Raw genomic sequence first — 21992 nt, forward strand, 5'->3', positions numbered from 1 at the left:
AACAGAAAGAAGTTTTCCCCGCGCGACCCCCGTGCTGCGTTAGCCTTCGCTGATGGCGGATACACCGGCTAGACCCCAGCTCGACGACATCGACCGACTATTGATCAAAGAACTGATGAGCGATGGTCGCGCCACGTTGTCGAACCTGGCGGAGAAGGCCAGCCTCTCGGTCTCGGCAGTGCAGTCGCGGGTTCGCAGGCTCGAAGCGCGCGGAGTGATCCGCGGGTACGCGGCGCACGTCGATCCCGAAGCGCTCGGGCACCTGTTGTCGGCGTTCGTCGCGATCACTCCTCTCGATCCGTCCCAGCCCGATGACGCGCCCGCATTGTTGCAGCACATCCCCGGCATCGAGGCGTGCCACTCGGTGGCGGGCGAGGAGAGCTACGTCCTGCTGGTGCGAGTGGCCTCCCCGCGGCACCTGGAACAGCTGCTGCAGGAGATCAGAGCCACCGCCAATGTGCGGACGCGCAGCACCATCATCCTGCAGACATTCTACGACAGGTAACGATTCTTCGTAATTGTTCCGCGATTCCGTAGAGGTTCCGTAAATATTTGCGTACCCTCGGTTTTGTGACCATCGAACTGGAGCGCCCCGGCGCGGCGGTCACCCCCGCCAACCGGGTCCACGAAATCCTGTCCACGCACATCCTCGCGGACGGCTTCGAGCTTGTGCTCGACCTGCACAAGTCGCACGGCCGGACACTGATCGACGAACGTGACGGCACCGCCTACCTCGACATGTTCGGCTTCTTCGCCTCCAACGCGCTCGGGATGAACCATCCGGCGCTGGCGGCCGACGAACGCTTCCGCGCCGAGTTGGCCACCGCCGCGCTGAACAAACCGAGCAACTCCGACATCTACACCGTCGAGATGGCCCGCTTCGTCGAAGCCTTCGTGCGCGTCGTCGGCGACCCCCGCCTGCCGCACCTGTTCTTCGTCGACGGCGGTGCGCTGGCGGTGGAGAACGCGCTCAAAGTCGCGTTCGACTGGAAGAGCAGGCACAACGAATCGCACGGTCGGTCACCGGAACTCGGTACTCAGGTGCTGCACCTGACCGGCGCCTTCCACGGCCGCAGCGGCTACACGATGTCGCTGACCAACACCGACCCGGTCAAGACCGCGCGGTTCCCGAAGTTCGGCTGGCCGCGCATCGACACCCCGCACACCTTCGCCGGCCCGGACGTTGCCGCGCTGGAGGCCCGTGCCATCGCCCAGGCCGCGCAGGCCTTCGCCGACCATCCGCACGACATCGCCTGCTTCATCGCCGAGCCCATTCAGGGCGAGGGCGGTGACCGGCATCTGCGGCCGCAGTTCCTCGGCGCGATGCAGCGCCTGTGTCACGACAACGACGCGCTGTTCATCCTCGACGAGGTGCAGACCGGCGTCGGGATGACCGGAACCACCTGGGCCTACCAGCAATTGGGCGTCGAGCCCGATGTCGTCGCCTTCGGCAAGAAGACCCAGGTGTGCGGCATCATGGCCGGTGGGCGCGTCGACGAGGTGCCCGACAACGTCTTCCGGGTGAGCTCGCGGCTGAACTCCACCTGGGGCGGCAACCTCACCGACATGGTGCGCAGCCGGCGCATTCTCGAAGTGCTGGAACGGGATCGGCTGATCGCGAAGTCGGTGCCACTGGGCGCCTACCTGCTCGACCAGCTCGGCCAGCTCGCCGCCGCGCACCCGGACAAGGTGAGCGAACCGCGCGGGCGCGGCCTGATGTGCGCGGTCACGCTGGCCGATCCGGACCTGCGGGATCGGGTGGTGACGGCGCTGCGGGAACGTCAGCACGTGCTGCTGCTCGGTACCGGGACCAGTGGCATCCGGTTCCGGCCGCCGCTGACGGTCACCGAGGAAGAGCTGGAGCGCGCGGTCGATGCCTTGGACGCTGTGCTGACGCGAGAGCACCTGTAGCGCAACAGGTGCCGCTCACGGCCGGGTCACCGCGTGTCGATCGATGACGCACCGGGCTGTGGGCGGCACGCTGTCCGAATTGCTGGATTCCGGCGTTGCTTCGTCGCCGACATGATGGCCGACGGTGTGGCCGCAGCCGGGGCGCTATTCCACCGGGCACACGGGGTCATGCGGTAGCTCGCCCAGCGATTCGCGGTGCCGGTGCGGTGAGTCGGCCGGTACCCGGTCAGGCGGGGACGGCGGTCAGGCCCAGTGCGCCCGCGACGAACCGGTGGACCGAGGCGAGACCTGCCGCCAGCGCCTCGTCCTCGCCGGGCCGGGCCCAGCCGGTGACGGTGGCGGTGTTGCCGGGGCCGGGGGTCACGCCGATCTCGGCGACCAGCTCCGCGGTCGTCGGGACGCAGACGGCCCAGGAGAAGTGGGATTCGTCGGCCCACTGCGCGCAGCGGGTGGCCACGTAGCCGGGATCGGTGATGCCGCCGTCGGCCAGCGCCGGGCGGTCGTCGATGCGCTCGTCGGCCCGCAGGGCACGCAGATACCAGGCGCCGGCGTTGATCTCGATCGGTTCCACGTCGGGAGTGTATTCGGAGCCGCCGGTGCGCTCGAGTTCGCGGCCCCTCCCGCTACACAACGGCACCGGACCGACGGGACGGCCGCGTTCGCCTGCCCGCCCTCCTCGGGGCCGAGCGTGCGGGTCAGGCCAGGCGGGGTTGGGCGCCCAGCAACGAATGCACTGCGGTGCGGCCGATGTCCAGGGCGCGGGTGAGCAGGTCGGTGTCGCGGGCCGCGCTGTCGATGGCGGGGGAGTCGGCGGGCGGGTGCACCTGGAGGACTCGTTCGCCCAGGGCGGCGAGGAAGTCGTCCTCGACGGCCTGCTGGCCGGGGCGCTGGGACCAGGCGCGGAAGGCGCCGGGCGCGATGGCGCGCATGTAGCCGCCGCCGACGATGCGGTGCAGCAGGGGCGCGGGCGGGCGGACCTCGTCAGTCCGGCGGGTGCGCAGTACCAGGGCGTGCGTGGTGCCCGCGGCGACGGCGCTGCGAATCGGGACAGTCTCGGACAGGCCGCCGTCGAAGTAGCTGCGGCCGCCGAGATCGACCGGGGGACCGGCGAGCAGAGGCAGGCCCGCGGAGGCCCGTAGCGCGGTCATCAGGGTGGTTTTGTCGACGATGTGGGGTCCGAGGTCCACCGACCGGCCGGTGTGGACGTCGGTGGCGATCGGGTGGAACGTGGTGGGGTTGGCCAGGATCGCCGGGAAGTCCATCGGCTCGATGCCGTCGTAGACCTGGTGCACGAGGTAGCGCAGATCGAACACCGGGCGGCCGCGCAAAATGCGGACCGGGTCGACCACGCGGCGCATGATCGTCGCGTCGGTCCAGGACCGCATGCCCGTCGCCGCGCGTCCGCACAGCAGCCACGCGCCGTTGATCGCGCCCGCAGACGTGCCGTACACGGCGTCGAACACCGCGGACAGGCCCAGCTCCTCGAGCGCCTGCACCATGCCGCTGGAGTACACGCCGCGGCTGCCGCCACCCTCGATCACCAGCGCGAGGCGACGGCCGTCGGCGCGGTGCCCGGCCGCACGACGAGCCCGGATCACCTCGGCGACCGTGGCCGGACCCGGTGAAGCCGACGGATCCTGATCGATGCGCGCGCTGCTGGTCACCCGATCCACGATACGACAGGCGCCCGAGGTCCGGCCGGGGCCGATGCACGATCTTCGCCGCCCGTTAACCCTGACCGTGCTGATCGTTCCCGGGCCGTCGGGAACGACGACGGGCGTACTACTTGATCTCCGCCAGGACGGTGCCCTGGGTGATCGCGGCACCGGCCTCGACCGCCAGACCGGTGACCACACCGGCCTTGTGCGCGTTGACCGGGTTCTCCATCTTCATGGCCTCGAGCACCACGATCAGGTCGCCCGCCTCGACGGTCTGGCCCTCTTCGACCGCGACCTTGACGACGGTGCCCTGCATGGGCGCGGTGACCGCGTCACCGGAGGCCGCACCGGCACCCGCGCCGCCACGCTTGCGCGCCTTCGGCTTCTTGCGGATGACACCGACGCCGTTACCGGCCGAACCGGCGGCACCGCCACCGAGGGTGAACTGACCGGGCAGCGACACCTCGACGCGACGGCCACCGACCTCGACGACGACCTTCTGCCGGGGCAGATCCTCGTCCTCGTCGTCGGCGGGAGCACCGGCCGTGAACGGCTCGACGGTGTTCTTCCACTCGGTTTCGATCCACTTGGTGTAGACGTCGAACTTCTCGCCGTCGCCGATGAACGCCGGGTCCTCGACGATCGCGCGGTGGAACGGGATGACCGTCGCCAGGCCGTTGACCTCGAACTCGGCCAGCGCGCGACGGGCGCGCTGCAGCGCCTGGTCGCGGTTCTCGCCGGTGACGATCAGCTTGGCCAGCATGGAATCGAACTGACCGCCGATGACGCTGCCCTCGACGACGCCGGAGTCGACGCGCACACCGGGGCCGGTGGGCTCGCGGTAGACGCTGACCGGGCCGGGGGCGGGCAGGAAGCCGCGACCGGCGTCCTCACCGTTGATCCGGAACTCGAAGGAGTGGCCACGCGGGGTGGGGTCTTCCTTGATCGAGAGTTCCTCGCCGTTGGCGATGGCGAACTGCTGACGCACCAGGTCGATGCCCGCGGTCTCCTCGGTGACCGGGTGCTCGACCTGCAGGCGGGTGTTCACCTCGAGGAAGGACACGGTCTCGCCCTGCACCAGGTACTCCACGGTGCCCGCGCCGTAGTAGCCCGCCTCGCGGCAGATGCGCTTGGCGGAGTCGTGGATCTTGGCGCGGACCTCGTCGGACAGGAACGGCGCCGGCGCCTCCTCGACGAGCTTCTGGAACCGGCGCTGCAGCGAGCAGTCGCGGGTGCCCGCGACGACCACGTTGCCGTGCTGGTCGGCGATGACCTGGGCCTCGACGTGGCGGGCCTTGTCCAGGTACTGCTCGACGAAGCACTCGCCGCGACCGAAGGCGGCGATGGCCTCACGGGTCGCCGACTCGAACAGCTCGGGGATCTCCTCGATGGTGTGGGCGACCTTCATGCCGCGGCCACCGCCACCGAAGGCGGCCTTGATGGCCACCGGGACGCCGTACTCCTTGGCGAACGCGACGACCTCGTCGGCGTTCTTGACCGGGTCCTTGGTGCCCGCAGCCATCGGCGCGCTGGCGCGCTCGGCGATGTGGCGCGCGGTGACCTTGTCGCCCAGGTCGCGGATGGACTGCGGCGAGGGGCCGATCCAGATGAGCCCGGCGTCGAGGACGGCCTGGGCGAAGTCGGCGTTCTCGGAGAGGAAGCCGTAACCCGGGTGGATCGCGTCGGCGCCGGACTTGGCGGCGGCGTCGAGGATCTTGTCGAACACGAGGTACGACTCGGCCGAGGTCTGACCGCCGAGGGCGAACGCCTCGTCGGCGAGCTTCACGAAGGGAGCGTCGGCATCGGGCTCGGCGTACACCGCGACGCTGGTGATCCCCGCGTCCTTGGCAGCCCGGATCACGCGGACCGCGATCTCGCCGCGGTTAGCTACGAGTACCTTCGTGATCCGTGCGCTGGCATGGCTGGGCACTGAGCCTCCTGTGTGCAATCTTTGGTCGCTTCGGGGGACGGGTCGCCGTGTAGGCCCCGTGCCCGGTATCGACAACTTTCGTCTCGGGCGAGTGTAGGCAGTCTGCCAATTGGGCCCGAACTCGGCTAGCCCTACTGTCGAGTAGGTCGCAGGTCACAGTACTCGGCACGCTGTGATGTGAACACGTTTCAATTGATCCGGATCGCATTGCCCGGTTCGGTGCCCCGGCTGATCGGCAGCCGCACCGAGTTGCCCCATTCGATCCAGGAACCGTCGTAATTGCGCACCGACCTGCGGCCGAGCAGGAATGTCAGGACGAACCAGGTGTGGCTGGAGCGCTCGCCGACCCGGCTGTAGACGACCAGATCCTCGGCGGGCAGCCCGCCGTAGACCTCGTCCAGCTCGGCCCTGGACCGGAAACGGCCGTCGGGGGTGCAGGCCTGCGTCCACGGAATGTTCACCGCGGTCGGCACGTGGCCGCCGCGCAGCGTCGCGTACTCCTGGTCGAGCGGCTTGTCCTCGACCTCGCCGGAGTACTCCTGGGCCGAGCGCACGTCGACCAGCGGGCTGCCGAGGCGGGCCAGCACTTCCTCGCGGAACGCTCGGGCGGCGGTGTCGTCGCGCTCGACGTCGGGGTAATCGCTGGGCGCCGGGTAGGGCAGGTCGAAGGTGGTGTCGCGCTCTTCGGAGATCCAGGCGTCGCGGCCACCGTCGAGCAGGCGCACGTCCTCGTGGCCGAACAGGGTGAAGATCCAGGCGGTGTGCGCGGCCTGGGCGTTGTCGCGGTCGCCGTAGATCACCACGGTGTCCTCGCGCCGGATGCCCTTGGCGCGCATCAGGGCGGTGAACCGGGCGCCGTCGACGTAATCGCGGGTGATCGGGTCGCTCAGGTCGCCACGCCAATCGATTTTGACCGCGCCGGGCACATGGCCGATGTCGTAGAGGAGGATGTCATCGTTCGACTCGATGATCTTCACACCGGGGACGCCGATGTTTGCGGACAGCCATTCTGTGGTTACCAAGCGGTGCGGGACCGCGTAGGAACCGAAGGCGGGGTGCGGATCCGGGGCGACGGGCACGGTGTGGTCCTTCACGCGAGAGTATGGGCGGGTGCGACAGTGTGATGGGGTCGCAGCCGATGGTATGTCTGTGTTGGCACATCACGAATCGACACAATGGTCGAATAAAGCGCAGAGCTGTCCGATAAAGTCTCTGGAGAGGAGGGGTGAGCTATGTCCGATTCTTGGCCGCGACGGCGACTGCTCGCGATCCTACGTGGCGCCACCGAGCCCCTCGATGCCCAGGAACTGGCCAGGATCACCGGACAGCATGTCACCACCGTCCGATTCCATCTCGATGTGCTCACCCGCGAATCCCTCGTCCGGCAGTTCCAGCAGCCGCCCCGCGGTCGCGGCCGTCCCCGGATCGGCTACCGCGCCGTGCAGCGCTCGGTCGGCTATCAGGAACTAGCCCAGGTCCTCGCCGATCAGCTCGGACCCGATCCGGTCACCCGCTCGGCCGCCGCGGTCGCCGCCGGCCGCGCCTGGGGCGCCCGGATGGACATCGGCACGCACCCGGTGGAGACCCTCGCCGACGCCAGGGACATCACCATGTCGCTGATGTCGGAACTCGGCTTCGCGCCGGAGAAGGACCCGGTCGGCGAGACGTCCGAGCACGTGCAGATCAATCTCACGGCCTGCCCGCTGCGGGAACTGGCCCGTTCGCACGCCGAAGTGGTGTGCGGGGTGCACATGGGGCTCATGCGGGAGGTGCTGGAACGCAACGGCGCCCGCGGCCGGGTCGACGTGCAGCTGCACCCGTTCGTCGAGCCGGAGCTGTGCACGGCCCGGCTGGAACTCACCCTCGGCGCGGAGAACTCCGCGCCCACGACGGCCGGACCGGCCGCGACCGGGGAAAAGCCCGTGATCGCGCCGTCAGGCCCGCGCGTCCCGCCACAGCTGCGTGACACCGACGCCGACGTCTTCGAGCAGCCTGCGCAACAGCGGTAGCCCGATCCCGATGACGCTGGACGGGTCGCCGTCGATCCGGTCCACGAACCAGCCGCCCAGCCCGTCGAGGGTGAACGCGCCCGCGACCTGCAACGGTTCGCCCGAGGCGATGTAGGCGTCGAGTTCGTCGGGACCCGGCTTCGCGAAATGCACCGTGGTGCTGCTGCACTCCGCCGACTCGGCGACGATCGCGCCGTCGCGCAGCCGCAGCACGCAGTGCCCGGTGATCAGATCGGCGCTGCGACCGGCCATGCCGGCCCAGCGGGCACGCGCCACCTCGGGCGTGTGCGGTTTGCCTTGCAGCTGCCCGTCGACGAGCAGCATCGAATCGCAGCCGACGACGACACAGTCGGTCGCGAATTCGGGAATCGACGCGGCGACGTCGACCGCCTTGGCGCGAGCCAGCGCGACGACGACGTCGTGCGAGGAGGTATCAGGGGGGAGAGCGGCCGAAACAGCGTCCTCGTCCACACCGGAGACGCGCACGACGGGGTCGATGCCCGCCGTGCGCAGGATCCCGAGACGGGCGGGGGACGCGGAGGCCAGAACCAGCCGGGTCACCCTCGTCAGCGCAGGTGCGACAGCAGCGGGTACGCGTACGGCGAGAACGGGGACGTGCCCCGGTGCATCAGCGTCGCCCTGCCCCAGTTGTCGTTCGGGCCGGTCGCGCCGCCCGCGGGGGCGTTCGCGGCGGCCGCGCTCAGCACGGCGACCAGCGCCGCAATGTCCTCATCGGTCGGCGAGCCCTTCACGATGCGGAACATCGGCTCACCGAGGCTCTCCGCGGGCTCGACGGCAACCGCGCTTACGGACAGTTCGACCTCGTCGACGAGTGGTTCGACGGCGAGCTCGAGCTCGGCGGCGGTCAACACGTCCTCTTCTGCCACAGTTGTCACAGTGCCAGATCCTTCCTGCCTCGTCCGGGAGATCTTCCCCGGTGGCGAAGCTGTGGTACTCCGATGTCCTACAGCGCGGTTGACGCGATCATTCCCGGTAGGGACGCGACGATCAATAGTTGCGTCATAGCAACAAGTGTGCGCGGCCTACCGGGGATATCGCGCTTTCACAGCGGAATGTTGCCGTGTTTCTTCGGCGGCAGGGTCACCATCTTGCGCTCGAGCAGTCGCAGCGCCGAGACGATCTGACCACGGGTGTGCGAGGGCGGGATGACCGCGTCGACGTAACCGCGCTCGGCCGCCACGTACGGGTTCACGAGGGTGTCCTCGTACTCGTTCTGCAGCTCGAGGCGCAGAGCGTCCACGTCGGCGCCGTTCTTGGCGGCGTCCTGCAGCTGCTTGCGGTAGACGAATCCGACGGCGCCCGAGGCACCCATGACGGCGATCTGCGCGGTCGGCCACGCCAGGTTCACATCGGCGCCCATGTGCTTGGAACCCATGACGTCGTAGGCGCCGCCGTAGGCCTTGCGGGTGATGATCGTGATCTTGCCCACAGTGGCCTCACCGTAGGCGTAGAGGAGCTTCGCGCCGCGGCGGATGATGCCGTTGTATTCCTGGCCGGTGCCGGGCAGGAAGCCGGGGACATCGACCAGGGTGATGATCGGGATGTTGAAGGCGTCGCAGGTGCGCACGAAGCGCGCGGCCTTCTCCGAGGCGTCGATGTCGAGGCAGCCGGCGAACTGGGTCGGCTGGTTGGCGACGATGCCGACGCTGCGGCCGTCGACGCGACCGAAGCCGCAGATGATGTTCATCGCGCGCTCGGCCTGGACCTCGAGGAACTCGTCGTCGTCGAGCAGCCGGGTGATGACCTCGTGCATGTCGTACGGCTGGTTCGGCGAGTCCGGGATGATCGTGTCGAGCTCGAGGTCCTCGTCGGTGAGGGATTCCTCGATCGCGCCGTTGATCGGGTCGCTCGGCGCGTGCCGGGGCGCCTCGGCACGGTTGTTGCTCGGCAGGTAGCTCAGCAGGTCCTTGACGTAGTCGAGGGCGTCCTGCTCGCCGGAGGCCACGTAGTGGGCCACGCCGGACTTGGTCATGTGGGTGTGCGCGCCACCCAGGTCCTCCATGGTGACCTCTTCACCGGTGACGGTCTTGATCACGTCGGGACCGGTGACGAACATCTGCGAGGTCTGGTCGACCATCACCACGAAGTCGGTGAGCGCGGGGGAGTACACGTGGCCACCGGCGGCGGGGCCCATGATCAACGAGATCTGCGGGATCACGCCGGAAGCCTGCACGTTGCGGTGGAAGATCTCGCCGTAGAGGCCGAGGGAGACGACGCCCTCCTGGATGCGCGCGCCCGCGCCCTCGTTGATGCCGACCAGCGGGCGGCCGGTCTTGATGGCCAGGTCCATGACCTTGACGATCTTCTCGCCGTAGACCTCGCCCAGCGAGCCGCCGAAGACGGTGACGTCCTGCGAGAACAGGCACACGTCGCGGCCGTCGATGGTGCCGTAACCGGTCACCACGCCGTCGCCGAGCGGGCGGTTGTTCTCCAGGCCGAAGTTCACGCTGCGGTGCTTGGCGAGGGCGTCGAGCTCGACGAAGGAGCCCTCGTCGACCAGGGCGAGGATGCGCTCACGGGCGGTCATCTTGCCCTTGGCGTGCACCTTGTCGACCGCGGCCTCACCCATCGGGTGTTGCGCTTCTTCCAGCCGATTCCGCAGGTCAGCCAGCTTCCCGGCGGTCGTGTGGATATCGGGGGTGCCCGCCGAATCCGATGCGGGCTGCTGCTGGACACTCGTCATGGGTTGCGAGTGTAACGAGTGACACCACGTCGCACTACGGCAGTCTCGCCTACCGGCCAGTACAGAAAGCCCAGCTGAGTGCGGTCACAAGGGCGCCCGTGACCGGGCGGGTAGCGTTCCCGGAATGAACAGGGCACCGATCGATGCGCCGCGTCTGCGCAGCTCTCTCGTCACCCCGGCACCGACGTTCTACGACCGGATCGACGTGGTCGAATCGACCGGATCGACCAATGCCGACCTGGTGGCCCGTGCCGCGGATCCGTCCGCCGACCGGCAGGCGCTGCTGGCCGAGGAGCAGGTGCGGGGCCGCGGCAGGCACGCCCGCACGTGGGTGAGTCCGCCGCGCGCGCAGATCTCGCTGTCGATCCTGGTGCGCCTGCCCGGGATCGACCCCGGCGCACTCGGCTGGCTGCCCCTGCTCACCGGGATCGCGGTCGTCGACGCGGTGCGTGGCACGGCCGGGGTCGCGCCGGAACTGAAGTGGCCCAACGACGTTCTGCTCGACGGCCGCAAACTCTCCGGGATCCTGGCCGAGGTGGCCGCGACCGGGATCGCGCCCGCCGTGGTGGTCGGCATCGGCCTCAATGTCGACCTCGACGAGGCGGAATTGCCTGTCCCGCACGCGACGTCGCTCGCGCTGGCCGGTGCCCGGAACCTCGACCGGACCGCGCTGGTCGCGGCGATCCTCACCGAATTCGCCCGCCGCTTCACCGCGTGGGAGCGGGCGGGCTGGGCGAGCGACGAGCTCGCGGCCGCCTATCGCGAGCGCTGCGCCACCCTCGGCGTCGAGGTGCGGGCCGAACTGCCGGGCGGCAAGGTCCTCACCGGGGTCGCGACCGGCATCGACGACACCGGCCGGCTGTTGATCGGCGACGAGGCGGTCTCCGCGGGCGACGTCAGCCACCTGCGCGGACAGTATTGACAGCGGCTGGTGCCGCGTGTTCGCGGCCCCTTCGGGGCCCGCCGGTCAGGCACCGTGGCTTGCTCCTTCGTCGCCTACGCCACGGCGCCTGACCGACGGGCCGGGCCGCGAACGGCCCTGATCCGGGGTCGGGGTCAGCGGGCGGCTGCGCTCGTGGTCTTGCGCTCGGCTACCTCGCGTTCGCGCGCCAGCAGTCGGTCGCGCTGCTCCTCGAACTTGAGCACGTCCTTCTCCAGCTTCGAGAGGAACTGCGCCAGCTCGTCGCGGGCCGCCTCGCCCGCCGCGCCGAAGTCGGTGCGGTCGAAGATGTTCCACTGCTTGAGCACCGGCAGCACCACCTCGTCGAGGTGCTGGCGCAGGTCGTAGATGCCGTGCTTGGCCATCAGCACGCCGTTGCGCCGCCAGTTCGGCATGCCCGCGCCGGGCATCTGGAAGTTGGTGAGCACCTTGGTGATCGCGGGCATCGCCTGGTCGGGGACCAGGTCCAGCGCCGCGCCGCAGAGGTTGCGGTAGAAGATCATGTGCAGGTTCTCGTCGGTGGCGACGCGGGCCAGCATGCGGTCGGCGACCGGGTCGTCGCAGACGCGGCCGGTGTTGCGGTGGCTGACCCGGGTGGCCAGCTCCTGGAACGTCACGTACGCGACATTGACCAGGAATCCGCCCCAGTTGGCGGGCGCGTGCGCGCCCTGGGTCATGTGGATCATCCTGGCTTCTTCCAGGGCGACCGGGTCGACGCCGCGGGTGACGACCAGATAGTCGCGGATCACGATGCCGTGCCGGTTCTCCTCGGCGGTCCAGCGACCGACCCAGGTGCCCCAGGCGCCGTCCTGGGAGAAGTTCTCGGCGATCTCGCGGTGGTAGGACGGGAGATTGTCCTCGGTGAGCAGATTGGTGATCATCGCCGCCTTGGCGACGTCGGAGAGCCTGGATTGTTCCGGCTCCCAATCGATTCCGCCCATCGCGGCGAAATTGCGGCCTTCCTCCCACGGGACGTAATCGTGCGGATTCCAGTCTTTGGCGATCGAGAGGTGCCGGTTGAGATTCTGTTCGGCCACCGGTTCCAGGGCCGTCAGGATTTCGAGCTGAGTCAGAGCTTTGGTCACGCGTGCCTCCACTGTCGGGTGTCGAGCAAGCAGATATGGGCAAAACCTGGCAGCTAGCGTGGAAACCACAGTATCGCCTCGGCCGTGGCATCGGGAAATGCACCGTCCCAACGGGGTATCGTTCGGCCATGGGGTACCCGGAGGACGTTCTCGCGCCCGAGGAACAGCTGATCCTGCACCGCCACCCGCACTGGAAGATGCTGGTGTGGCCGGTCGTCACACTCATCGCCGGGACCGCCGTCGCCGGCTTTCTCGGCGGCCTCGCCTGGCGCAACACCGAGGGGAACGTACGCGCGGTGTTGCTGCTGCTCATCGGGCTGATCTGGCTCGGGCTCATCCTGTGGCGCTGCGTCGGCAAGGTGATCGCCTGGAAGTCCACCCATTTCATCATCACCGACCGCCGGGTGCTGGTGCGCCAGGGCGTGCTCACCCACACCGGCATCGACATCCCGCTCAGCCGCATCTCCAGCGTGCAGTTCCAGCACGGGGTGTTCGACCGGATGCTGGGCACCGGCACGCTGATCATCGGCTCGTCGTCGGAGGAGCCGCTCGAATACGACGACATCCCGCAGGTCCAGCAGGTGCACGCGCTGCTCTACCACGAAGTGTTCGAAGCGGGCAGCAGCCGCCGTGACCCGACCTGGGGCGGTTATCGGTGAGCTCCCGGCCCACCACGACCGGTATCCGTAACCTGAGCACATGACCGCCGTACTGCTCGCCGAAGACGACGAGGCGATCGCCGCGCCGCTGTCCCGAGCCCTCGGTCGCGAGGGCTACACCGTCACCGTCGAACGGTTCGGTCCCGCGGTGCTGCGCCGTGCCCTCGAGGGCGATCACGATCTGCTGATCCTCGATCTCGGCCTGCCCGGCATGGACGGGCTGGAGGTGTGCAGGCAAGTCAGGGCCAGCGGCGCCGATCTGGCGGTGCTGATGCTCACCGCCCGCACCGACGAGGTCGACTTCGTCGTCGGGCTGGACGCGGGCGCCGACGACTACGTCGGCAAGCCGTTCCGGCTGGCCGAGCTGCTGGCCCGGGTGCGCGCCCTGCTGCGGCGCAGTGGCATCGGTGACGACGCGGTGGAGGTCGGCGGGATCCGGCTCGAGCCGGCCGCGCGCCGGGTGCTGGTCAACGGGGCCGAGGTGAACCTGGCCAACAAGGAGTACGAGCTGCTCAAGGTGCTCATCGACCGGGCCGGTCAGGTGGTGCCGCGCGAGACCATCCTGCGCGAGGTCTGGGGCGACGCGGATCTGCGCGGTTCCAAGACCCTGGACATGCACATGTCCTGGTTGCGCCGCAAGATCGGGGACGAGGGCCCGATGGCGGAGCGCCGCATCGTCACGGTGCGCGGTGTCGGGTTCCGGCTCAACACCGACGGGCCGTCGAGCGCGGGCCGAGGCTGATCAGGGCAGTGCGCCGCCGCATCCTGCGTTCGATCCTGACCGTGCTGACCATCACCACGGTGGTGCTCGGCGTGCCGCTGATCTACACGGCGTGGCTGTGGGTCGAGGACATCACCCGCAACGACCTGCAGAGCCGCCTGGAACGGGTCGCCGCCGAGGTGATCGCCCAGGAGCGCGGCGACGGCACCGTCCACGACGGCCTGGACGTGCGCGCCATGCGGGCGCTGGTGCCCGAGGGCGGCAAGCTGACGATCGTCTACCCCGCGCCGCACGACAACGCCGCGCGCACCGATATCGGCGTCGACCATGTCGACGATCCCCTCGTCGAATCGCTGTCGATGGGCACCTCCGGTTCGCTGCGGCTCGAGGTGCCCGCCGGGCCCATGCACGCCAGGCAGGAGCAGGCGGTGGCCGCGGTCGCGCTGGCCGTGCTCGCTTCGCTCGGCGCGGCGTTCTCGGTCGCGGTGGTGACCGCGCGCCGGGTCGCCGACCCGCTGCGCGACGTGGCCGCGCGCGCCGCCCGGCTGGCCATGGGCGACTTCCGGCCCGACCCGCGCCGGCACGGCATCGCCGAACTGGACCGCGTCTCCGACGTGCTCGATTCGGCGACCGTCGAGATCGCGGGCAGGCTGCAACGCGAGCACGCGCTGGTCGCCGACGTCTCCCATCAGCTGCGCAGCCGCCTGACGGCCGTGCGCCTGCGCCTGGACGAGCTGTCCACTCACGCCGACCCCGAGGTGGTGCACGAGGCGGAGGAGGCGATGGCGCAGGTCGACCGGCTCACCGACGCCATCGACGACCTGGTCCGGGCATCCCGCGACGAGGACGCCGCCGACCGCGATCCGGTCCCGGTGATGGCCGAGCTGCGCGGGGTCATGGCCGAATGGGCGCACCCGTTCACCGAGGAGGGGCGCGAGCTGCGCCTGATCGGCGACGAGTCGCTGCGCGCCCCGATCACCGGCTCACGGCTGCGGGAGGCCGTCGCGGTGCTGGTCGACAACGCCCTGATGCACGGCGGTGGCACCTGCACGGTGTCGGTGCGCACGGTGCCGACGATGAGTTCGCGTGATCCGCTGATCTGTGTGGAGGTGGCCGACGAGGGCGAGGGCGTGCGTGACGAACTCGCGCCGCACATCTTCGACCGGGGTTTCTCGGCCGGTGGTTCGACCGGTGTCGGTTTGGCCCTGGCGCGTGCGCTGGTGGAGGCCGACGGTGGCAGGCTGGAGCTGCAACGCCGCCGTCCCGCGCTGTTCGCGGTGTTCCTCGGCTCGAAGGTCAACCGGTCGCCGAACGCGACGCTGACCGAGCCGCGCTGACTCAGCCGCGGCCGAGGGGTTCCGGTTCCTCTTCGATGAGGTCCTCGAACTCGGCGACGATCTCGTTCATCTCGTCCGGGAACACCCAGCGGCGCATCGCCCAGAACCGGAACGCCATCTGCAGGAGGTTGCCGATGACGAACGCGCTCACGAAGTCGGCGATGTTCTCGACCAGGAAGCTCACATCGGGCTGACGCAGATCGAGGACGTAGCTCGAGATCCACAGTGGAATGTTGCTCAGGATGACGCCGACGCCGCTGACGCCGAAGAACAGAAACGCCTCGTGATGTTTCTCTCGGCCGCCGCGATTCTTGAACGACCATTCCCGGTTGAGAATGTAGGACGCGATCACCGCGACGACCCCGGAAATGATCTTGGCGGTGACCGGTTTCTCGGCCAGCACCGTCCATTTCAGGAGGTAGAACAGGCCGCTGTCGATCACGAACGTCGTGGCACCGACGATGGCGAACTTGATCAGCTCTTTATGCCGGAACGCTAGCTCGCGCAGGCGCGGGGGAAGGACGCTGACCACGTCGTCGACGATTGACACGAGTTCCGAGTGTACCGGTAGCAAAGATTCGCTTTCGACATGACAACATTGCACGACGTGAGTGCACGTTCGTTCGATCCGTCTGCCATGCCCACCGTCACGATGGTCGGTGGTGGCCAGCTCGCGCGCATGACGCACCAGGCCGCGGTCGCCCTCGGCCAGCGTCTGCGGGTGCTCGCCGAGCGCCCCGAGGACCCCGCCGCGCAGGTGAGCCCCGATGTCGTCCTCGGCAGCCACGACGACCTGTCCGCCCTGCGCAAGGCCGCGGTCGGGTCGCACGCGCTGACCTTCGATCACGAGCATGTGCCGACGGCACATCTCGAGATCCTGGTCGCCGAGGGCGTCAATGTGGCGCCGCCGCCGCAGGCGCTGATCTTCGCCCAGGACAAGCTCGCCATGCGGACCAAGCTGTCCGAGCTCGGCCTACCGGTGCCCGCGTTCGTCGAGGTCAACGCGCCCGCCGACGCGATCGCCTTCGGCGACGAGCACGGCTGGCCGTTCGTCCTCAAGGCGGTGCGCGGCGGCTACGACGGCCGTGGCGTGTGGATGCCCGCCGACGCGGCCGAGGCCGAGCGGCTGGTCGCCGACCAGCTCGCGCACGGTGTGCAGCTGCTCGCCGAGGCGAAGGTCGACCTGAAGCGGGAGCTGTCGGCGATGGTCGCGCGCTCGCCGTTCGGTCAGGCGGCGACCTGGCCGGTGGTGGAGACCGTGCAGCGCAACGGTCAGTGCGCGGTGGTCATCGCGCCCGCCCCCGACCTGGACGAGGAGCTGGCCGCGCGCGCGGAGACGATGGCGCTGGAGCTGGCCGCCGGACTCGGCGTCGTCGGCGTGATGGCCGTGGAGCTGTTCGAGACCCACGACGGCGAGGTGCTCGTCAACGAGCTCGCCATGCGCCCGCACAACTCCGGCCACTGGGGTATGGACGGCGCCTGCACCGGCCAGTTCGAACAGCACCTGCGGGCCGTCCTGGACTACCCGCTCGGTGACACCACCCCCCTCGCCCCCGTGACGGTGATGGCCAACATCCTCGGCGCCCCCCAGGCCCCCGAGATGTCGATGGACGAGCGCCTGCACCACCTGTTCGCCCGCCTGCCCGAGGCGAAGGTCCACCTCTACGGCAAGGGCGAACGCCCCGACCGCAAGATCGGCCACGTCAACATCCTCGGCGAGAATGTCACCGAGGTCCGCGAGAAGGCCGAACGCGCCGCCCACTGGATGTCCCACGCAGTCTGGACCGACGGCTGGAACCCCCACACCGCCTGACGACCCCCCACCGTGACCCCCATCCCGACCCCCACGTTTTCGGCCGCCTCGCCTCCGAGGGGCGAGACGTAACGCCGAAGGCGCAGTATCGCCCCTCGGAGGCGAGGTCACGAGGCCGAAAACCCGCGGCACCAGCCGCCGATAACACAGGAGCGCACGTGAGCAACATCGGTCCCCAGGTCGGCTTGATCATGGGCAGCGATTCCGACTGGCCGACGATGGAGGCCGCCGCCGAGGCGCTGGCCGAGTTCGGCATCCGCTTCGAGGTCGGTGTGGTCTCCGCGCACCGCACCCCGCAGCGCATGCTCGATTACGCGCGTGACGCCGCGGGCCGTGGCTTGCAGGTGATCATCGCGGGTGCGGGCGGCGCCGCCCATCTGCCCGGCATGGTCGCCTCGGCCACCGCGCTGCCGGTGATCGGGGTGCCGGTTCCGCTGAAGTATCTCGACGGCATGGACTCGCTGCTGTCGATCGTCCAGATGCCCGCAGGCGTCCCGGTCGCCACCGTCTCCATCGGCGGTGCCCGCAACGCGGGCCTGTTGGCCGTGCGCATCCTGGCCGCCCACGACCCCGCCCTGCGCACCCGCATGGAGCAGTTCCAGGCCGGCCTCGAGCAGATGGTCCTCGCCAAGGACGAGGCCCTGCGCACCAAGCTCCTGGGCTGACAACCTCGCGCTCGCCGATGACACCGAACCGGCGAGCGCGGTGGATGCCCGGGGAGCTCACGAATCGCGGCCCTCACGCAACGCTGCCACAGCTTCCACCAGCCCGGCACGTTCGAGTTCGTCGAGCACGTCCTCCGCCGTTTCGGGAGGGTTTCGCCTGGAATAGGCGATTTCCTGCACGCACGCCCAGACCACCCGATCGTCGAGGTCGATCAGATCGAGCAGAAAGTCGTCGGGGCTCTTTGCTGCTACGTCCCAGGTCGTGAGGTAGTCCTCGGGGAAGTCTTTGAGGTTCGATGTGACGATGACCTGAGCGCCCGCTTTGATGGCAGCGGCAAGCACATGACGGTCGTCCGCATCCGGCAGTTTCAAGCTTTCGACAAGCGGTTCGTAGCCCTCGACTCGGCAGTCCGGAACGGCGGCGATGATCATCTGCCGGAGTTGTGCAATCTTCTCGGTAGGGATGTCCGGCCGTTTGGCAGATAGGTTGCCGAGTGCCTCGTCGAGGATCCGGTCTGTCCACTTCGCCTGGACAACTTTCGCGCGGGCCAAACGGATGAACAGATCGCGGACGGCGTTGCCGTAGAGAACGTTCGCGTCATAGACCACGATGAATGCCATCAGAGGCCGAGTTCCTGCCCGAGGCGGGTCAACTCGTCCGCGGCTGCGCGGCTGGTGGCCTCGCTGCGCTGGGCATATACCTTGAGGTCCTCGAACCTGATCCGGCGGTGTCTGCCGACCAGCCGATAGGGGATCTCGCCGTTCTCCAATAGGCCAACCAGATAGGGACGTGAAACGTTCAGCATGTCGGCGGCCTGTTGCGTCGTCATCTCCGCGTGCGAAGGGACAACCGAGACGCCTCGGCCTTCCGCTGCTTGCGCCAGGATGAACGCCAGCAGGCTGACGGCCTCACGGGGTAGCGCCAGCGCTTCGTCGCTGCCGATCTCGCCCGTGACCGGGATGATCTCCTCGTCCGGGTGGCGCATGAGGTAGTCCTTGATCCGGCGCATGGCTCGATTGGCGACGGCTGCGTCGATGGCCCCCGGCTCGGTGCGTTTGGCTGACTGAATTCCAGACATCGCTGCCTCCTGCTCAGGTGTGCGGTGGCGTTCTGACACCACGGGTGTCTATTCGAATTATACGAAACATTCGAAGTAAACGTAACAGGCTGGGTTCCTCTCGACGTTCGCCTGCCTGATTTCGGTCGCGGGCCGGTGACTACGGTGGTCGGGTGGCACACGACGACGCGGCGCAGTTCCGGCTCACGGTGGTGGATCAGGCGTTGCGGTTGTTCGCCGAGCGGGGGTACGAGGCGACGACGGTGGACGAGATCGCGGTGGCGGCGGGAATCTCCCGGCGGACCTTCTTCCGGCAGTTCCGGTCCAAAGAGGACGTGATCTTCGCCGATCACGAGTTCCAGCTGGCTTTGGCCGAGGACTCGTTGCGGCGGGCCGAGGGCGATCCGTGGGATGCGGTGTGCGAGGCCGTGATCGGGGTGTTCGAGCGGTTCACCCAGTGGCGCGACATCGCCGCGCGCCGGTATCAGGTGGTGCGTCGGGTGCCCGCGCTGCGCGAGCGCGAGATCGTGACGGTGTTCCGGTACGAGCGCCTGTTCACCGATTTCCTGCGTGAGCGTCTGCCCGAGGCGCCGGATCTGGCGCGGGTGCAGTTCACCGCCGCGGTGACCGCCACGCACAACTATCTGCTGCGCCGGATGGTGCGCGGCGAGCCCGCGGCCGCCGTCGCCGATCTGCGCACCGAACTGGCGATGATCCCGCGCGGCAGGCAGGAGCTCGCCCCGCGCGAGGAGCTGGTCGTCGCGGTGTTCCCGCGGGACATGCCGCCGCGCAAGGTGGCCGACCTGATCACCGCCCAGCTCGGTAACCTGTGAGCGCCGCTGCGGCGGCTGAATCATGAGGTGACACTGAGTGCCACCGGCATATCCCCATGTAGGGGTAGAGTGCCGGGCGTATAATCGAGTCGGATTGGCACTGGGTGCCGATGCAAGACGCGCTGTTGACCGCAGCGATCACCACCACGACCAGGAGAGTGCCCGATGGCGGGAAACCCGGATTTCAACCTGTTCCAGCTCGAGGACTTCCACGATGAGCTCCGCGGCGCGATCCGTGGTCTCGCCGAGAAGGAGATCGCTCCCTACGCCAAGGACGTCGACGGCAACGCCCGCTTCCCCGAGGAGGCGCTGACCGCTCTCAACGCCGCCGGCTTCAACGCCGTGCACGTGCCCGAGGCCTACGGCGGCCAGGGCGCCGACTCGGTCGCCACCTGCATCGTGATCGAGGAAGTCGCCCGCGTCTGCGGCTCGTCCTCGCTGATCCCCGCCGTCAACAAGCTCGGCACCATGGGCCTGATCCTCAACGGCTCCGAAGAGCTGAAGCAGAAGGTCCTCGGCGACCTGGTGAACGGCAAGATGGCCTCCTACGCGCTGTCCGAGCGTGAGGCCGGCTCCGACGCCGCCTCCATGCGCACGCGCGCCAAGGCCGACGGCGACGACTGGATCCTCAACGGCTCCAAGTGCTGGATCACCAACGGTGGCCGCTCGGAGTGGTACACCGTGATGGCCGTGACCGACGCCGAGAAGGGTGCCAACGGCATCTCCTCGTTCATGGTGCACAAGGACGACGAGGGCTTCATCGTCGGCCCGCTCGAGCACAAGCTGGGCATCAAGGGTTCGCCCACCGCCGAGCTGTACTTCGAGAACTGCCGTATCCCCGGTGACCGTATCGTCGGCGAGCCCGGCACCGGCTTCAAGACCGCGCTGCAGACCCTCGATCACACCCGCCCGACCATCGGCGCGCAGGCCGTCGGCCTGGCCCAGGGCGCGCTCGACGCCGCGATCGCCTACACCAAGGATCGCAAGCAGTTCGGCAAGGCCATCGCCGACTTCCAGAACACCCAGTTCATGCTGGCCGACATGGCGATGAAGGTCGAGGCCGCCCGCCTCATGGTCTACACCTCCGCGGCCCGCGCCGAGCGCGGCGAGAAGAACCTCGGCTTCATCTCCGCCGCCGCCAAGTGCTTCGCCTCCGACGTGGCCATGGAGGTCACCACCAACGCCGTCCAGCTCTTCGGCGGCGCCGGCTACACCACCGACTTCCCGGTCGAGCGCATGATGCGCGACGCCAAGATCACCCAGATCTACGAGGGCACCAACCAGATCCAGCGTCTGGTGATGTCGCGCCAGATCCTGCGCTGATCTCGGCGCACCAGCGCGACACCGTGGCCCCCGGCGAACTCCGCCGGGGGCCACGTGCGTTCCGGTCCGACCTCAGCGCCCGCCGAACAGGCGCCGCCAGCCCGATCGTCGTGGTGCCTCGTCGACGGCGATCGAGATCTGAGCGCCCTCGGGGATGAATCGAGCCTGATCGTGGATCTGTCCGGCGGTGCCGACGGCGACGACGAAGTCGAGCAGTTCGATGTTGGCGGCGGTGAGCGCGCCGCCCAGGACAGGTGGGTGACTGAAGTCGTAGACCTGATCGGGATCGGGTCGCAGACCGGCGGCGACGAGTTCGTCGGCGAGCTCGGTCCGCAGGAGGTGCGGGCCGACGGCCGGGTCGTTCAGGGCCGCTTCGCATTCGTCGAACGACGCCCACAACCGGGTCAGCGAGCCGTCGACTATGTCGAGCCGCCACACACCGTCGTCGTCGCCGAGGAAGATATCGCCGAACAGGGTCGCGAAGACCGGGCGTTTGCCATCGATACCGAGCCAGGCCCATTCCGCGAGCGCGAGGCCGAATTGCTCGTCGCTGAACTGCCGGATCGGCGACGGCGTGGCGTGCGCGGCCTCCTCGATCTGGAACTGACCGACCAGTTCGAGGAAGACCCAGATGTCACCGGTGGTGTAGGTCGAGGGTTCCAGGGAACCGCCGAGGAACGGGTAGGGCTGGGGGATGTAGATGTGGCCGGAGGGCAGCGGCCCGAGGAGGGCTCGGATCTCGGCTACGTGGTCGGGCATCAGGACGTAGGTGGCGAAGCCGGGGTCGCGCAGGACCTGGTCGGCGAAGGTCTCGTGGTCGGGGAAGGTGCCGTAACTCTTGGCGGCGGCCTTGTACGGGTGCAGTACGCCGCATTCGTTGTCGGCGTTGGACGGGAAGACGTGGCCGAGATCGGAGTAGCCGATGACGGTGTCGAACTGGGGGAACTGGGCCGCCCAGCCCGGGGCTGCCGCATGCATCGCGACGGGTGGGATCAGGCGGAAACTCTCTGCGCTCACCGGGAAATCAAAGCAGCGATGTCGCATCGATGGGTGCGCGGGCCGACGTGTGGCGGCGGTCGATCGCGGTGCGCGGGTGATTGCGCGGCGTTATCTCGATAGGCGCTGCGTAGCGGGCGATTGACGATCGAATTGTGCCATTTGATTAAGAGGAGAACGGGCCGAGAAATTGATCCGACATCAGAGGGTTATTCATTCGTGCCCCTGGAGCGAATCGTTTCGCGGCATCGATGCAATATACCAGGACAGGTGGGATCCAACTGAGCCGTCGGGGTCGTTGTTTGTGGCCGATGTCGAATCCTCCTGAGTAGAAAAGGGCTGTGAGCTGG

General features: G+C 68.6%; 23 protein-coding genes. 11 read left to right on the forward strand and 12 right to left on the reverse strand.

The features are described 5' to 3' along the window. The first annotated feature begins 52 nt into the window (after positions 1-52). Both NV348_RS22025 and lat read left to right on the forward strand, forming a co-directional pair. Positions 53-505 carry an Lrp/AsnC family transcriptional regulator gene (locus NV348_RS22025; protein ID WP_071926582.1) on the forward strand — a complete coding sequence of 151 codons (453 nt, stop codon included), beginning with the start codon at positions 53-55 and terminating at the stop codon, positions 503-505. Positions 506-570: 65 nt separating this feature from the next. Continuing rightward, positions 571-1911 (forward strand): L-lysine 6-transaminase, encoded by a 1341-nt coding sequence (lat, locus tag NV348_RS22030; RefSeq protein ID WP_447148586.1) that lies wholly within the window; start codon positions 571-573, stop codon positions 1909-1911. Positions 1912-2137: 226 nt separating this feature from the next. Here the strand turns inward: lat and NV348_RS22035 are convergent, their stop codons facing one another. The 4 genes from NV348_RS22035 to NV348_RS22050 form a co-directional block, all read right to left on the reverse strand. Beyond that, on the reverse strand, positions 2138-2482 hold the full coding sequence (locus NV348_RS22035; RefSeq protein ID WP_447148587.1) for a hypothetical protein: 345 nt from the start codon (positions 2480-2482) through the stop codon (positions 2138-2140). A gap of 124 nt (positions 2483-2606) precedes the next feature. Further along, entirely contained in the window at positions 2607-3575 is a 969-nt protein-coding gene (locus NV348_RS22040; protein ID WP_447148588.1) for a patatin-like phospholipase family protein, read from the reverse strand. Between the two features lie 118 nt (positions 3576-3693). After that, entirely contained in the window at positions 3694-5499 is a 1806-nt protein-coding gene (locus tag NV348_RS22045; protein WP_447148589.1) for an acetyl/propionyl/methylcrotonyl-CoA carboxylase subunit alpha, read from the reverse strand. 188 nt (positions 5500-5687) lie between these two features. Continuing rightward, positions 5688-6578, reverse strand: coding sequence for a sulfurtransferase (locus tag NV348_RS22050; protein ID WP_447148590.1), 891 nt, complete (start codon positions 6576-6578; stop codon positions 5688-5690). Between the two features lie 153 nt (positions 6579-6731). On the opposite strand from NV348_RS22050, the gene NV348_RS22055 reads away from it, so the two are divergent. Beyond that, positions 6732-7508, forward strand: a complete 777-nt coding sequence (locus tag NV348_RS22055; protein ID WP_447148591.1) for a helix-turn-helix transcriptional regulator — start codon at positions 6732-6734, stop codon at positions 7506-7508. Here NV348_RS22055 and NV348_RS22060 read toward each other — a convergent pair. The 3 genes from NV348_RS22060 to NV348_RS22070 all read right to left on the reverse strand — a co-directional run bounded on the left by NV348_RS22060 (position 7434) and on the right by NV348_RS22070 (position 10212). After that, on the reverse strand, positions 7434-8069 hold the full coding sequence (locus NV348_RS22060; protein WP_447148592.1) for a Maf family protein: 636 nt from the start codon (positions 8067-8069) through the stop codon (positions 7434-7436). The two genes, NV348_RS22055 and NV348_RS22060, sit on opposite strands and share 75 nt — an antisense overlap. Positions 8070-8074: 5 nt before the next feature. Next, entirely contained in the window at positions 8075-8404 is a 330-nt protein-coding gene (locus tag NV348_RS22065; protein WP_447148593.1) for an acyl-CoA carboxylase epsilon subunit, read from the reverse strand. A gap of 167 nt (positions 8405-8571) precedes the next feature. After that, positions 8572-10212, reverse strand: a complete 1641-nt coding sequence (locus NV348_RS22070; RefSeq protein ID WP_447148594.1) for an acyl-CoA carboxylase subunit beta — start codon at positions 10210-10212, stop codon at positions 8572-8574. A 124-nt stretch (positions 10213-10336) separates the two neighbouring features. On the opposite strand from NV348_RS22070, the gene NV348_RS22075 reads away from it, so the two are divergent. Continuing rightward, a complete protein-coding gene (locus NV348_RS22075; protein WP_447148595.1) occupies positions 10337-11134 on the forward strand; it encodes a biotin--[acetyl-CoA-carboxylase] ligase in 798 nt (265 codons plus the stop codon). A 134-nt stretch (positions 11135-11268) separates the two neighbouring features. Here NV348_RS22075 and NV348_RS22080 read toward each other — a convergent pair whose 3' ends face one another. Then, the gene (locus NV348_RS22080; protein WP_447148596.1) at positions 11269-12237 is read right to left on the reverse strand and encodes an acyl-ACP desaturase; all 969 of its coding nucleotides are present in this window, start codon (positions 12235-12237) and stop codon (positions 11269-11271) included. Positions 12238-12365: 128 nt separating this feature from the next. Between NV348_RS22080 and NV348_RS22085 the strand changes: the two genes are divergently transcribed. From NV348_RS22085 to NV348_RS22095, 3 genes are read left to right on the forward strand one after another with little or no spacing between them, the layout of a single operon-like run. Further along, on the forward strand, positions 12366-12896 hold the full coding sequence (locus NV348_RS22085) for a PH domain-containing protein (RefSeq protein WP_447148597.1): 531 nt from the start codon (positions 12366-12368) through the stop codon (positions 12894-12896). Between the two features lie 40 nt (positions 12897-12936). Then, positions 12937-13638: a response regulator transcription factor gene (locus NV348_RS22090; RefSeq protein WP_019045310.1), complete on the forward strand. Its 702-nt coding sequence runs from the start codon at positions 12937-12939 to the stop codon at positions 13636-13638. 8 nt (positions 13639-13646) lie between these two features. Then, positions 13647-14954, forward strand: a complete 1308-nt coding sequence (locus tag NV348_RS22095; RefSeq protein ID WP_218720923.1) for a sensor histidine kinase — start codon at positions 13647-13649, stop codon at positions 14952-14954. Position 14955: 1 nt separating this feature from the next. Here NV348_RS22095 and NV348_RS22100 read toward each other — a convergent pair whose 3' ends face one another. After that, positions 14956-15504, reverse strand: coding sequence for a GtrA family protein (locus NV348_RS22100; RefSeq protein WP_447148598.1), 549 nt, complete (start codon positions 15502-15504; stop codon positions 14956-14958). Between the two features lie 39 nt (positions 15505-15543). On the opposite strand from NV348_RS22100, the gene NV348_RS22105 reads away from it, so the two are divergent. Continuing rightward, positions 15544-16767, forward strand: coding sequence for a 5-(carboxyamino)imidazole ribonucleotide synthase (locus tag NV348_RS22105; protein ID WP_447148599.1), 1224 nt, complete (start codon positions 15544-15546; stop codon positions 16765-16767). Positions 16768-16925: 158 nt separating this feature from the next. Then, the gene (gene purE, locus NV348_RS22110) at positions 16926-17432 is read left to right on the forward strand and encodes a 5-(carboxyamino)imidazole ribonucleotide mutase (protein WP_447148600.1); all 507 of its coding nucleotides are present in this window, start codon (positions 16926-16928) and stop codon (positions 17430-17432) included. Positions 17433-17489: 57 nt separating this feature from the next. On the opposite strand, the gene NV348_RS22115 is transcribed toward purE, so the two are convergent. Next, complete coding sequence (locus NV348_RS22115; RefSeq protein ID WP_447148601.1) at positions 17490-18053, reverse strand: PIN domain-containing protein; 564 nt, start codon at positions 18051-18053, stop codon at positions 17490-17492. After that, positions 18053-18511 carry an excisionase family DNA-binding protein gene (locus NV348_RS22120; protein WP_447148602.1) on the reverse strand — a complete coding sequence of 153 codons (459 nt, stop codon included), beginning with the start codon at positions 18509-18511 and terminating at the stop codon, positions 18053-18055. Before NV348_RS22120 ends, NV348_RS22115 begins: the two co-directional genes overlap by 1 nt. Before the next feature lie 152 nt (positions 18512-18663). Here NV348_RS22120 and NV348_RS22125 point away from each other — a divergent pair, with 152 nt between their 5' ends. Both NV348_RS22125 and NV348_RS22130 read left to right on the forward strand, forming a co-directional pair. Further along, complete coding sequence (locus NV348_RS22125; RefSeq protein WP_447148603.1) at positions 18664-19323, forward strand: TetR family transcriptional regulator; 660 nt, start codon at positions 18664-18666, stop codon at positions 19321-19323. Positions 19324-19488: 165 nt separating this feature from the next. Continuing rightward, positions 19489-20646 carry an acyl-CoA dehydrogenase gene (locus NV348_RS22130; RefSeq protein ID WP_447148604.1) on the forward strand — a complete coding sequence of 386 codons (1158 nt, stop codon included), beginning with the start codon at positions 19489-19491 and terminating at the stop codon, positions 20644-20646. 72 nt (positions 20647-20718) lie between these two features. Here NV348_RS22130 and NV348_RS22135 read toward each other — a convergent pair whose 3' ends face one another. Beyond that, a complete protein-coding gene (locus NV348_RS22135) occupies positions 20719-21663 on the reverse strand; it encodes a T6SS immunity protein Tdi1 domain-containing protein (protein WP_447148605.1) in 945 nt (314 codons plus the stop codon). Between the last annotated feature and the right edge of the window lie 329 nt (positions 21664-21992).

The organism is Nocardia fodinahabitans, from assembly GCF_052983615.1.